This window comes from Microcoleus asticus IPMA8 (genome assembly GCF_013179805.1).
Taxonomy (GTDB): Bacteria; Cyanobacteriota; Cyanobacteriia; order Cyanobacteriales; family Microcoleaceae; genus Microcoleus; species Microcoleus asticus.
In genome coordinates this window covers 25,288-37,987 of sequence record NZ_SRRZ01000006.1, presented here as the reverse complement: position 1 = coordinate 37,987, position 12,700 = coordinate 25,288, and the positions used below count along the sequence as shown (strand labels likewise).

At 44.0% G+C, this 12,700-nt stretch carries 11 protein-coding genes; 3 read left to right on the top strand and 8 right to left on the bottom strand.

What is annotated here, in order from left to right; genetic code table 11:
• Nucleotides 1-163 precede the first annotated feature (163 nt).
• Nucleotides 164-439 carry a hypothetical protein gene (locus tag E5S67_RS32185; protein ID WP_216670154.1) on the top strand — a complete coding sequence of 92 codons (276 nt, stop codon included), beginning with the start codon at nt 164-166 and terminating at the stop codon, nt 437-439.
• 130 nt (nt 440-569) lie between these two features.
• Nucleotides 570-3,155, top strand: a complete 2,586-nt coding sequence (locus E5S67_RS02695) for a PAS domain S-box protein (protein WP_172185223.1) — start codon at nt 570-572, stop codon at nt 3,153-3,155.
• A 93-nt stretch (nt 3,156-3,248) separates the two neighbouring features.
• Here the strand turns inward: E5S67_RS02695 and E5S67_RS02690 are convergent, their stop codons facing one another.
• The gene (locus E5S67_RS02690; protein WP_172185221.1) at nt 3,249-3,710 is read right to left on the bottom strand and encodes a VOC family protein; all 462 of its coding nucleotides are present in this window, start codon (nt 3,708-3,710) and stop codon (nt 3,249-3,251) included.
• Nucleotides 3,711-3,910: 200 nt separating this feature from the next.
• Here E5S67_RS02690 and E5S67_RS02685 point away from each other — a divergent pair, with 200 nt between their 5' ends.
• Nucleotides 3,911-4,138 (top strand): hypothetical protein, encoded by a 228-nt coding sequence (locus tag E5S67_RS02685; protein ID WP_172185219.1) that lies wholly within the window; start codon nt 3,911-3,913, stop codon nt 4,136-4,138.
• 54 nt (nt 4,139-4,192) lie between these two features.
• Here E5S67_RS02685 and E5S67_RS02680 read toward each other — a convergent pair whose 3' ends face one another.
• The 7 genes from E5S67_RS02680 to E5S67_RS02650 form a co-directional block, all read right to left on the bottom strand.
• Complete coding sequence (locus E5S67_RS02680; RefSeq protein WP_172185217.1) at nt 4,193-4,678, bottom strand: glutathione peroxidase; 486 nt, start codon at nt 4,676-4,678, stop codon at nt 4,193-4,195.
• Between the two features lie 291 nt (nt 4,679-4,969).
• Nucleotides 4,970-5,863: a PRC-barrel domain-containing protein gene (locus E5S67_RS02675; protein ID WP_172185215.1), complete on the bottom strand. Its 894-nt coding sequence runs from the start codon at nt 5,861-5,863 to the stop codon at nt 4,970-4,972.
• A 213-nt stretch (nt 5,864-6,076) separates the two neighbouring features.
• On the bottom strand, nt 6,077-6,931 hold the full coding sequence (locus tag E5S67_RS02670; protein WP_172185213.1) for a DUF2382 domain-containing protein: 855 nt from the start codon (nt 6,929-6,931) through the stop codon (nt 6,077-6,079).
• 457 nt (nt 6,932-7,388) lie between these two features.
• Entirely contained in the window at nt 7,389-7,847 is a 459-nt protein-coding gene (locus E5S67_RS02665) for a DUF1499 domain-containing protein (RefSeq protein WP_246276596.1), read from the bottom strand.
• A gap of 125 nt (nt 7,848-7,972) precedes the next feature.
• Complete coding sequence (locus E5S67_RS02660) at nt 7,973-9,631, bottom strand: adenylate/guanylate cyclase domain-containing protein (RefSeq protein ID WP_172185211.1); 1,659 nt, start codon at nt 9,629-9,631, stop codon at nt 7,973-7,975.
• Nucleotides 9,606-12,176: a response regulator gene (locus tag E5S67_RS02655; RefSeq protein WP_172185209.1), complete on the bottom strand. Its 2,571-nt coding sequence runs from the start codon at nt 12,174-12,176 to the stop codon at nt 9,606-9,608. The genes E5S67_RS02660 and E5S67_RS02655 overlap by 26 nt, the downstream gene beginning before the upstream one ends.
• Nucleotides 12,173-12,565, bottom strand: a complete 393-nt coding sequence (locus E5S67_RS02650) for a response regulator (protein ID WP_172185207.1) — start codon at nt 12,563-12,565, stop codon at nt 12,173-12,175. Before E5S67_RS02650 ends, E5S67_RS02655 begins: the two co-directional genes overlap by 4 nt.
• Nucleotides 12,566-12,700 lie beyond the last annotated feature (135 nt).

The following is a 12,700-nucleotide window of genomic DNA, read 5'->3' as shown; positions in this document are numbered from 1 at the left end:
CCAGTAGAAGGCAAAAGTTAACAGGAAATCAGGAATTATCAAAAGTCTCTGGGCACAGAAACACAATTCTGGTTTTTGCCTTCATACTGCTGTTTATACTGGCGAGATAGCACTGCTGCTGAAAGCAGTGCGCAAGTTCTGAGAATCAAAGGAGTGCATCTACATGATTAAACCTTGCAGTCAACCGCTAAAAATAAATCCTTTCACTTGTTATCGCGATCCCGTTACAGGCAGGTGGACTACTGTAGTTACAAATGTTCAGAATGCTTGCGAAACAGACTCTAGTTTGACAGCAAAAGCCGAAGGCGAAAACGAAGGTAAAGCACAAAGGCTCGTTTCTGGTTCTCCTGCTGTCTCGCTGCCGAAAAAAGGCATTTCCTTCTCCTTGTCTCCGTTTAAAAACCGTTCAAAAAAATCTGCTGTTACTCTCAGCAGGTAGGTATAGCAGGGGTCTAATCTAGTTTCCACGGTTAGTCCCCGGCGATCGCCAAACAAAAAAAACGAACTTATCCCTAGCCTAAATTGCCAAAAAGCGATATACTGCCAGCAAACTTTCTTCTTCAACATCCGTGAAGTATTTGCTCGATCGCTGCGTCCAATTTGTATGGACAGACCGACCAATTCGCCAGCGGGGAACAGTCATCGTTACTATCCCCGTGATTTGTCTGTTTGCTTCGCTGATAGCAATTGCATGGCTCCGGGATAGCAGCCTACAGATCAGAAAGCGAGCAAATATTAATAAGGAAATACTTGAAGAAACTAACCGCTTGTTAACAATCGTGGTGGATGCAGAAACGGGCATTCGGGGTTACGGGTTGACAAAGCGCCGCGAATTTATATCACCCTACTTAGAAGCAAAGAAGAGTTTGCCTCTGCTGCTGGCTAAACTCGAGGTTATGGTTCGAGACAATCAACTGCAAGCTCAGCGATTTAAAGAAATTAAACAAAGTACCCAACAGCAAATAAATGTCTTGCAAAACACTTTGAATAAGCTCGACAGTTCGGCAACAAGGGTGCAGTCGCCGGAAACAATTCAGGTGTTCGTTCAAGGTAAATTGAAGATGGATCGACTGCGCGAAAAAATTAATGCGTTTGCTGATGCGCGCGAAGCCTACCAGAAATCTTTAGAGGGGCAAATACGGGAGTTGATAGATTGCACTAATTTCGTGCAATTAGCTGGTTTGGTTTTCGGCTGTTTGGGTGCAGGGGCTTCTTGGTATTTATTTGATAGTTTAGAGAAGGAATTGAGGAAGCGGCAAGCTGGCTTGGAAGAAAGTAAAAGTCGCATTCAAGCTGTGGTAGACAATGCGGCTGACGGTATTATTACTTTGGACGCACAGGGAAATATTGAGTCTTTTAATAAGGCAGCAGAAAAAATTTTTGGGGAGAAAGCCGATCGCATAATTGGCTCGAACCTTCGGCGGCTGATAGCTCAACCGGAGCCGGACAGCAGCGCGGGGGATTATTCGATCGAATATTTTGTGTTAAATCCCGATACTAAGCTGAAGACTTACCAGCAAGAAACAGTTGGACTTCGCAGCGACGGAACCAAGTTTCCGATGGAGTTGGCTGTCAGCGAAATGCGTCTGGAAAATCAATACTTGTTTATTGCGGTTTGCCGCGATGCCAGAGGAAGGAAAGAAGCTGAGGAAACTCTGCGCAAGCAAGCGCAAATGCTGGATTTAGCGAACGATACGATCGCGGTGCTCGACTTGAACGGCGCGATTTCTTATTGGAATTTGGGAGCGAAGTGGCTCTACGGGTGGCGGAAGTCGCAAGCAGTAGGAAAAAATATTCACGAGCTTTTGCAAACAGAATGGACGCAACCTTTCGAGGCAATTCAAAAAGTGTTTTTCGAGCGGGGTTCTTGGCAAGGGGAACTGGTACGCACCAAGGCAGACGGGACAAAAATAACCGTGGCCAGCCGGTGGACTTTGCAGCGCGACGATCGAGATAAACCTGTGGCTATTTTGGAAATCAGCAACGATATTAGCGATCGCAAGCGCTCAGAAATTGCTTTAGCCCAAAGCGCCCAGCGGTTTCGCGCTACTTTTGAGCAGGCGGCAGTCGGCATGGCCCAAAAGACTGTCGAAGGCAAATTTCTGTTAGTCAATCAAAAACTTTGCGAGATTTTGGGCTACACCCGCCAAGAATTGATGGAAAAAAGATTTCAGGAGATTACTTGGCCGGAGGATTTGGCAAGCGAACTGGAAATTTTGCGCCAATTGTTAGCAGGAGAAGTTGAACATTATGGTATGGAAAAGCGCTACGTCCGCAAAGATGGAGAGTTGGTGTGGACAAACTTAACGGTTTCGGTGCTGCGAGAACAAGATGGCAGTCCATTTCTGATGGGTGTGGTAGAAGATATTAGGGAACGCAAACAAGCTGAGGAATCGCTGCGGTTGCGCGCTGAAGAATTGACTTGGACGGCGCAGATGCTGGCTAAAACGACGAATGTTTTGAGAAAGCGGAATCAAGAATTAGACCAGTTTGCTTATGTAGTTTCTCACGATTTGAAAGCGCCGCTGAGGGCGATCGCAAATCTCAGCAGTTGGATAGAAGAAGACCTCAGCGACTCGATGACAGAGGATACTCTGCACCAAATGAACCTGCTGCGCGGCAGAGTTCACCGCATGGAAGGTTTGATTGAGGGACTGCTGCAATATTCCCGCGTCGGACGCATTCAAGTGTCTTCAGAAATTGTACAAGTTGAAAAGTTATTAGCAGAAATTATTGATTCGTTGGCGCCGCCGCCTGGATTTGAGGTTAAAATTGAACCGGGAATGCCAATTTTTGTGACCGAAAAATTGCCGTTACAGCAGGTTTTTTCTAATTTAATTAGCAACGCCATCAAGCACAATCGATGTGAATCCGGTCACGTAAAAATATCGGTTAAAGAGTTAGATGATTTTTACGAGTTTTCTGTAGAGGATGACGGGCCGGGGATTGCTCCTGAATATCACGATAAAGTTTTTGTAATTTTTCAGACCTTGGAAGCTCGGGATAAAGTTGAAAATACTGGCATTGGTTTGTCGCTGGTGAAGAAAATTGTCGAAGGTCAAGGGGGTACTATTTCCCTAGAATCTGCCGAAGGTAAAGGAGCAACTTTTCGGTTTACTTGGCCGAAGCAATCTATTAGCAAAGACGGAAAATAAAACAACTCTAAACCTAGGCTGCGCGCGGAACACCCCGATCGAAATAGTAAATGTATGGTGCGCACGGCTCACCGCCAGCCCGATAGCGACTGTTTAAGCTGCATCACAACGGATTTCAATGATAAATCCATCAGGATCGTAAAAGTAAATGCCGCGTCCTGTAGCGCGAGTGACGGGGCCGCTGTCGATCGCAATTTGATTTGACTTTAGCACTTCCAGAGCGCGATCGAACAAATCCGGCTCGATATCGAAGGCTAAGTGGTTGGCGCGAGTAAAAGCCTTCTCCGGGTCAGGGTTTGGCGGTTCCAAGTCTGGCTGCCAAAATAGGTCAATCACAGTGCCGTCTGGGGTGACGAAATTAGCGACTTTACCAGCGGCTACCATTTCTGTTAAAGTTGCGGGGATTTCTGCACCTGTGAGTTCGTGCAAACCGAGAATTGTACCGTAGAAGTAGCGGGAAGCTTTCATGTCGCGCACGTTTAAAGCGATATGGTGAACGCGCCGCAAGTTCCCCGGCTTCAGGACAATTTTGACGGTGTTTTCGGTAGTTTGCATGATAGTCAATTGCGAATGTTAAAATTGAATGCTGTTATATTTATTCAGATCGTGTCCTGAAAAATAACGGTTTTAAGTTGGTAGTTAGGACTTCATTCCTCAGATTTCTATGAGGACTTCACTCCTCACTACAAACACTTTTATTATGTGCGATCGCACATAATATCAATTCTGGTTATTTTTCTTTAGGGAACGATGCCATGCCTACAAATAGCATTGCCAACCCGCCTGCAAGAATTGCAAAGGCAAGTAAACCTACAACTAAATCTAATCCCGATGTATTTTCCATTAAATTAAACCGTTCTCCAATTAAATCCAATCATGGGTATTTGTTAATTGCTGAGTGCTTCCAAACAATGGGGAAGAGAAGAAAAAAAGAAGCTCTAAACTTAGAAAAGAAGCATATTAAGTTTTTCCCTCTTCCCTAAACATCCATCCGTTAAATCCGTTAAATCCTATAGACTGCTTCGTCGCCGAACTTCTTATTTTGCCAATTCTCGCTCGATCGCAGCGATCAATTCTGGCGAATCTGGGCCCACGCTGCTGCGGAATCTGGCAACCACTTCACCCTCTTTGCTAACTAAGAATTTCTCAAAATTCCAGGAAACCTCACCCTTGGGTTCGACTGCACTCGTAAGCTTGGCGTACAGCGGGTGCTGCTGACTGCCTTTAGCGCGTACCTTGTCAAATAATTCAAAGCTGACGCCGTATTTTGTAGTACAGAAATTGACGATTTCTGAATTACTTCCCGGTTCTTGAGCTCCGAAGTCGTTGCAGGGAAATCCTAAAACGCGGAGTCCAGCCGCGCCGTACTTCTGGCTCAATTCTTCGAGTCCTTTGTATTGAGGTGTATAGCCACATTGGGAAGCTACGTTAACTATCAAGAGTACCTTGCCAGCGTACTCTCCTAGCTGCTTGTCTGCGCCTGCGATCGTTTTTACTTGAATGTCGGAGATTGTGCTGGGCATTTTCAAATACTTTTAAATTTGACCAGCATAATTTTACCGCAATTGGGTACAATTTTGTCTGGATGCCGATCGCTAAAAATTTAAATATCCCGGCCGGGCCGAGTTTACGGATCTCGGGCTTAATATTATAGATATTGGTGAACCCGCCCCTACCAAAATTACGGTTAATTTACCGAACACGATCTTAGTAGATGCGGGAAAAATTTGTCCGCAGAAACGATCGCCACAATCCGCTATGAGATTTAAGTTTCTCGCTAATAGCTAAAATCCACACCGAAAAGGACGAATAGTTTAACTCTCTGAGTGGTGTTCCGTCATCCATTTTTGGTAAGTATCCTCAAGTTGCTTGTCTTCCAGAACGAGTTCTAGGCGGACTTTGACGCAACCGTGGCGGGGTTGAGAGGCGATCGAATTTAAGATTTTGCTAGCTTTCTGCACAGAGGTAAATTCAGCCTTAACTGTCGGTTCCTGGCGATCGCTCTTAATCTCCGTCAAATCTATACCGGTGATGTTTCCCTCGCCCAAATCTATTTCTGCCAACACCTTCGGATCGTCGCCGACTTGTTCGACAATCAGCTTTTCCCACTGGATAGGCACTTGTACCATCCGAGTTTCAATTTCTTTGCGCACGATGACTTCGCCGACTTTCCGCTTGCTGCGATTGATCACCAATCGTTCTTCTAGCAGGCGAATTACTTCTCGATCGACAATATCCAAGTTTTCCTCATCCTCAGCGATCTCCAAATTTTCATCTGTGCGATCGGCATCTGTTAGATTCGACATAACTGTTGAGGGATTCGTTAACTCGCTGTTGTTAAATTCATTATGCGATTCTGAGGCATTTTCTAAAGACTCGCGTCCGCCATTTGCCGAAGCAGGCGGCAGCATATCGACTTGATCCGAATTAATACTTACAAACAGCGCTTTTTGGTGATAATCTACTTTTTTTAGCAGCTTAATACTTAGTAAAAAAGTGCGCGTATTTTCGCTGCCTAGCCCTGCTACCACAAAGTTCAACTGACCGTTAGGATCAAAATAGACATCTTTAACTTTGCCTACCAAGTGACCTTGGTTGTCTTTGACTGTAAAACTTTTTAGCTTAGTTCTGACTTTTTCCGGAACCCGGTTGAGACGGGCAATTGATTTGGCCGCTGCTATCTTTTCTGCTGAGGCTTGACCGTTCATTTTTTAAAATTTCCTGAAACTTTTCTGCTTGGGGATTTCTCTTAGGAATTGCTCAAGGCGGGAAAAGTGCATAAAGTTTGCCAAAACTAGACAATTTTTGTACTCCACCCGCCCCGTTCTATAGGAATTGCGCGATGCCACAAATCTCACCTGCGCAGTGCCAGAATTATGTGATTCATGCGCAATTCCTATGCAATACCTGTTGCGGTTGGTTTAGATATCTTTATTATCTACAACCGCAGTTCCGTCGCTCTTAACGTCTAATTCTTCACGACGCAAGGTTTCTTCGCCCTCAACCGTGCTGCGAACCACTTCTTTTCTGACGTTGACTTCTTCCCGCACGAAAGCTTCCTTGTGAATGTCGGCGGTTTCTTCGTAGACTTCCATGCGTGCAACTTCCCCTGATTGGAAGTCAGCGTCACCGACTGAAACTACTCGACCCGCTTCTACGGGCGTTACTCGCTCGATTACCACTCGTTCTTTTTCAACTGGTACTGAAGCTCGCGCTGTTTCAGTTTCCACGCGCTTGCCAACTGCTACTTCGCCTGTCTTTGCGCGGTGTTTGTTAGCAATCAAGCGTTCTTCATAAAGCTTGAGATTTTGGTGCTGCTGTTCGTTGGTTTCGTAGAGGGGGCGGTCGATATCGTAGCTGTAGCTGCTGCGATCGTAGCTAGCAGGAGTTGCAGTGCTTGCAGCGGTAGTATCTTGATTGCGGTAAACGCCTCTTACCTGTTCTTCGCGATCGTAATCTACTGCTTCTAATTCATTGTAAGCCGGCAATTGTTCTGCTTGAGCTTTGCTCCGAAGGCCTGTTGCGTACACGCGACGGGCTCCGTAGTCGAAGCGAGCAGAGCCGATTGGCAGCAATACTTTTTTGCCAAAAATCCAAATACCGGTATCAATTACCAGATAGCGGAAACGCCCCGTGTCATCAACCAAAGCGTCATAAACGGTGCCTACTTTTTCATCAGAGTCGCCAGCATAAACATCAAATCCTTTGATGTCGTCTCCCGCAAAGATTTCTTCCTGATAATTAGGATAAAATTCTGCTAATCTTTGAAGTGCCATGTGTTTTTTCCTCTTCGCTCTACTTAAATTAATAGTAGAAATTAATTCGTTCAGTTCCCTCTCCCTAAAGTCAGAAGTGTATAATTTAGGGCCTTTAATACTATAGGAATACTACGGCATCTCTTTTTCTGTGCTAGCGCGCTCAGCTATTTTTAAGGTTGTAAATTCCTCTAGATGCAAATAGTAGCTGTTGGCAGACTCAGCATTACAGCAGTTTACATTAAACATGACTGACGCAGAAAACAGGTTTCTTATACCAATTCTGACAAGTAGTGCTACATATAGATGGTACGCGAGCATCTGTAGGGACATAGCAATAGGGTGTCCCGATCGCGAGCTGCTACTGTTAATAATTGTTAAGTAGATGGTTACAAATGAACATTACATAATGAGCTACAAAAATCAAAGCCCCTCATCTTGCAGGAGAGGGGCTTCGGGAAAGCTAAAAATTTGAAGTTCAGAGGTGATTTAGTTGAGTTCTGATAGTTTCTATCCTTTTGCGGTTAACTCCTAAATCTGACTCTCCCAGACGCGAAGCCGATCGCACGTGGATGACTTTTGCTGCATCATCTACCAAAAATTCAACGTCATCAACAAACCCCATCAAAGCACTGGTGAACTCCGCATAGAGGTAATTATCCGTTGCCGTGATAATTTTAGTTTTTCCCAAAGACTCGATCGCCCCTTTGAGCTTGGCCATCGCTTCAGCAGGGGACGAAGTGTATGCCAAAGGCTCAATTTTGTGTTCCGCATCTTGACTGAAGCTGCTGACGCAGTTGGGGGAACTCGGACACGCTGCAAGTTTTCCTGACACAATCCCGATATTGGCAGGTCTTTTTCCAGCAAACACTGTTTTTTCTCCGGGTATAGCGATAAAAGTAGCGATCGACAGTACCGCTACTGCTAGCAATGACATTAAAATAACTAGGACTCTTTTCAATGCTGTCGGCGATTTTGTTTCAACTCTTTGCAAAGGATTAGCCCTCCTGAAAGTGCAAATTTAATTTAATTTAGATATTAATTGAAATTAACCTCTAAAAATCACAAAAATTTACTTTGTGCTTCAATCAACCAGTAAGTCAGAATTCTTCCTTTACCTTTAACCGGGATATGACCCCGTTCTTCAAAAACAAACTGCTCTTTCAAGCGCTCGTAAGTCTGCACCGTCACTTGAATTTTACCCGGCAATCCGTTCGACTCCATCCGCGAAGCAACATTAACAGTATCCCCCCACAAATCATAGCTAAATTTGCTAATCCCAATAATCCCCGCCACCACCGAACCGCTGTGAATTCCAATCCGCAATTGAAAATTTTCTCCCATTTTGACATTAAACCTCCTCAAAGCTGCCTGCATCTCCAAAGCTAAAAGTGCGATCGCCTCAGAGTGATCTTCCCGCGGCGTCGGCAAACCCCCAACCACCATGTAAGCATCCCCAATAGTCTTAATCTTTTCCAACCCGTGCAACTCCGACAACCGATCGAATTCCGAGAAAATTCCGTTCAAAATTTCTACCAACTGGGTCGGACTTTTGTGAGAAGAAAACTCTGTAAAACCCACCAAATCAGCAAACAATACGCTCACCTCATCAAAATGATCGGCTATCAACTTTCGCTCTTTTTGCAAGCGCTCGGCAATAGGTTTAGGTAAAATATTCAGCAGCAATTTCTCTGTTTGCTCTTGCTGCAATTTCAGCGCTGCCTCAGCTTGTTTCCGCTGAATCAGCGAACCGAGCTGCGTAGCAACCGCGCTCACTAATTCCAACAACCGCGGCTGACCTTTCAGAACTTTCTCGCGATAAAAAATCAAAATAGCTAACACTTGGTTGTCCGCCAAAATCGGCACTCCAAAAGCCGCTTTTAATCCCACATTCACCGCGATTTCCGATCGCAAAAAAACTTGTTCCGGTGCAGTAGAAACATCCTCGATCCATTCACACTGCTGCGACTGCCAAATCCTCCCCGGGAGTCCCACACCGGGAGCAAAAATTAACTGCCAACTTTTTTCTCGGAATTCCGCAAAACTCAAGTCGCTGATGTACCTGCCTGTAGCGCATTTTAAAAAGCCGTCACTGCAAGGAATCCAAGCTTCGCCCAGATTCCATTCAATAGTTTTGCAAATTAAACCTAAAATCACATCTATAGCAGACTCAAAATCCTCAGATTTGCTAATAGCTTGAGTAGCCTTCAGCAGCAATCTTGTTTCCATTTCAACCTGGCGGCGCTCAGCGATTTCCTGGTGCAACTGGAAGTTTTGATCGGTCAATTTTTGATTTTTTTCTTGCAATTGCATTTGCAATGAACGCACAGTAAGTTGATTGCTCACTCGCGCCAATACTTCTTTCACCTGAAAAGGTTTTGTGATATAATCTGCTCCGCCGACTTCAAAAGCTTTTGCCTTATTTATTCCTTCTTCTAGCGCGCTGAGAAAAATGATGGGAATTTCCCTAAATTGCGGATCTGATTTTAGTTTTTGACAGAGTTCGTAGCCGTCAATATCCGGCATCATAATATCTAGTAAAATCAAATCGGGTGCGCTAGATTCAATCGCATCTAGGGCAGAAAAACCATTAGTAACAGGTCGAACTTTATAGCCGTTTTTTTGCAGAATTCTAATCAACAAACGCAGATTATCTGGCGTATCGTCAACTACTAAAATATCTGCTTGATAGTTTTCAGTTTGTTCCGCCTCGATCTGCATTATCTGATTCCTCCGTCTCGGTAATTACATTGAAAATTTTCTGGTAATCAAAATTATCGAGATGACCCTGGAGGATTTCGGCAAATTCAGGATGAGCATCCCTTATTCCCTCGATTGTCCTGGAAATTAAGTCAAAATCAGCACTGCGGATTACCTGCTTAATGTTGTTTATCCATTCTGCGGGAAGTTTGGGCAAACAAGCAAGCCCAGCATTAGAGGGGGAAGCAGATAGATTATTTCGATCGCCTGTTGAGATAAAGTCCGTTGAGTTAGAGTAGACATACTTCACCCCCAAATGCTTGTTGAGGGTATCAAATATATCTTTTTTGCAGAAAGGTTTGCTAATAAAATCGTCGCAGCCGACCAATAAAGCAAACGATCGCCTTCCTTCAATTGTACTAGCTGTCAAAGCAATAATCTTGGGAATTGGGGATTCAGGATCGGAAATATTCATTTCCCCATTTTTTTGCAGTTCTTGCTCTCTCTGCTGTATACTCGCCTTAATTTTTTTAGTAGCTTCATAGCCGTCCATTACTGGCATTCGCACATCCATCAAAATTAAGTGCGGGTGCCAATTTCCCCACATTTCTATTGCTTCGCGGCCGTTAGTGGCTTGTTGCAGCCCGAAACCCAAGGGAGAAAGCATTTTGACTAAAAGTTGGCGGTTGTCTTCGCGATCGTCCACAATTAAAATCCGGTAGCACGGTTGATTAGGTTCCAACCCAGTAACTTCGCGGTTAATTTGCAGGGCTGGAATATCAGCATCATAAACCGCATCGACTGGAATTTCAAATTTAAAAGTAGTGCCGAGTTCCAGTTGACTCTCTACGACGATTTCTCCTCCCATCAGGCGGACAAATTGACGGCTTATATTTAATCCTAAACCCGTGCCTTTATGATTTTTTTGACCGGAAGCTGTTTGCACAAATGCCTTAAAAATATTGTCCAGTTCTTCCGGAGCAATGCCAACTCCTGTATCTTCTATTTTAAACTGAAGGAAAAAACCCGGACCAGTTAAATCCTCAGCCTCTTCCTTCAAATCAACTGTTTCACAATTACTCCGAGTTCTCGAAAAATCGCGAATACTTATTGTGGTGTCAAAGCAAGCTATGGGAGTTTCTAATAAATTAATAAATTCCGAATTCTCTAACTTTGTAACTTTTAAAATAATTTTGCCTGATTGCGTAAATTGAATCGCATTACTGAGAAGATTAATCAGCACTTGCCGCAGTTTAATATCATCGGTTCGCACGTACTGGGGAACGTCTGGATCGCGCTGGAAAAGCAACTGCAATTCTTGATTTTGTGCCCGCAGTTGAAACATATCTTGCAAATCCTCAAGCAAGCGGTAGAGATCGAAAATTTTCGGGTCGATCGTCATCCGCCCCGCTTCGATTTTTGACAAGTCTAAGACTTCATTAATCAATGTCAGCAAGTGTTCGCCACTACGGCGAATAATTCTCATATTTTCTCGGTTTTCGAGAGTAAGATTCGGGCTGGGCTCCATGATTTGCGCAAAGCCGAGTATGGAATTGAGAGGTGTGCGCAACTCGTGGCTCATATTGGCAAGAAACGTGCTTTTAGCTGTGTTTGCGGCTTCAGCAGCTTGTTTTGCTTGTTGCAGTTGTTCTGTGCGTTCGTCAATTTGAGCTTCTAAGGTGCGCTGGTAATCTGCTAGTATTTTTTCGGCTTGTTTGCGATCGCTAATATCTTGAAAAGCTGCGATCGCATAAGCAACATTTCCGCTAGCGTCAAAAATCGGCGTGGTATTGATCTCGATCGCAATTATTTTGCCATCTTGACGGATTTCTACATCGTCAACCTTGACAAATTCTCCTTTCAGTGCGCGCAAAATTGGCAGATTATCCGGCGGGTAAAGCTCATCAGTATTGGCAACATAAAGTTGATAAGTTGCAGCTAATTGTTCCGCAGTGCTTTCCGCGATAGTGTTTGCACCCAGCAATTCCTGCGCTGTCTGGTTGAAATAGGCGATCGAGCCGTCGGGATTGTAAACAGATACCCCCACTGGCAAAGCTTCTAAAAATTGACTCAGGCGGCTTTCACTCGCAGACAGGGCCTCATTTACTAGCTTTAACTCCTCGTTTACTGCTTGCCGTTTCAGAATTTCATCTGTTAACTTTTGGTCTTGCAAGTAACTGTGAACTGCTTCTACTACCGTTAATTTTAAGTCCTCATTTTGCCAAGGTTTAGGGATATAACGGTACAATTTAGCATACTTGATAGCATTGCTCAAAGCTTCCAAATCTGCTTGTCCTGTCAGCATAATCGTCAGCGTCTCCGGCGAGCTTTCGTGAATTTTTCGGAGCAGTTCGTCCCCTTTAATATCCGGCATGATATAATCGGAAAGCACCAAAGCAATCTCGTATTCATCCGCCTGCAAATCTGCCAGCAACTCTAAAGCATCAGCGCCCCCTTCAGCCGTTTCAATAATACACCGATCGCCGATCGCCTTTTTTAGTTCAATCTTTAAACTGTTCAAAACATCAGGTTCATCATCAATACAAACAATCACAGGTTTTTTCATAACTTAGCCAGCCCAGATTTTATAATCTTTATTAAGTCTTTGCTTTGCCACGGCTTGTACAAACAACAGTATAAATCTGCTTCTTCTACTGCCCGCTGAAGTGCCGCTGCATCAGCTTGTCCCGTCAACATCACCTTAATAATTTTAGGATATTTTTGGTGAACTTTAATTAAAAGTTCGTCACCTTTAATTCCGGGCATCAGCCAATCAGAAACAACCACAATTACTTGAGCTTCTTCTTGAAAATCATCAAGTAAATCTAAAGCTTCATCACCGCTTTCAGCTAATTCATAAAAGTAATCATTTTTAAATTCATTTTTTAGCTGCATCTTGAGAGTATTCAAGATATCTGGTTCATCGTCAACGCAAAGAATTACAGGCTTATTCATCTTTTCCTCTCTGCTTTAATTTTAGTGGTTTACCGACATGACTTGCTTCTACCTTATTGATTTCGGGCGAGGATAGAGGATATCTGTCACCTATCTTATACCATTTTAGATTTTAGATTTTAGATTTTAGATGCG

What these genes read in the sequence shown, in the direction of transcription:
- E5S67_RS32185 (WP_216670154.1), top strand. Translation starts at nt 164, where the DNA reads ATGATTAAACCTTGCAGTCAACCGCTAAAAATAAATCCTTTCACTTGT.
- E5S67_RS02690 (WP_172185221.1), bottom strand. Translation starts at nt 3,710, where the DNA reads ATGCAAACTACCGAAAACACCGTCAAAATTGTCCTGAAGCCGGGGAAC.
- E5S67_RS02685 (WP_172185219.1), top strand. Translation starts at nt 3,911, where the DNA reads ATGCCTACAAATAGCATTGCCAACCCGCCTGCAAGAATTGCAAAGGCA.
- E5S67_RS02680 (WP_172185217.1), bottom strand. Translation starts at nt 4,678, where the DNA reads ATGCCCAGCACAATCTCCGACATTCAAGTAAAAACGATCGCAGGCGCA.
- E5S67_RS02675 (WP_172185215.1), bottom strand. Translation starts at nt 5,863, where the DNA reads ATGAACGGTCAAGCCTCAGCAGAAAAGATAGCAGCGGCCAAATCAATT.
- E5S67_RS02670 (WP_172185213.1), bottom strand. Translation starts at nt 6,931, where the DNA reads ATGGCACTTCAAAGATTAGCAGAATTTTATCCTAATTATCAGGAAGAA.
- E5S67_RS02665 (WP_246276596.1), bottom strand. Translation starts at nt 7,847, where the DNA reads ATGTCATTGCTAGCAGTAGCGGTACTGTCGATCGCTACTTTTATCGCT.
- E5S67_RS02660 (WP_172185211.1), bottom strand. Translation starts at nt 9,631, where the DNA reads ATGCAGATCGAGGCGGAACAAACTGAAAACTATCAAGCAGATATTTTA.
- E5S67_RS02655 (WP_172185209.1), bottom strand. Translation starts at nt 12,176, where the DNA reads ATGAAAAAACCTGTGATTGTTTGTATTGATGATGAACCTGATGTTTTG.
- E5S67_RS02650 (WP_172185207.1), bottom strand. Translation starts at nt 12,565, where the DNA reads ATGAATAAGCCTGTAATTCTTTGCGTTGACGATGAACCAGATATCTTG.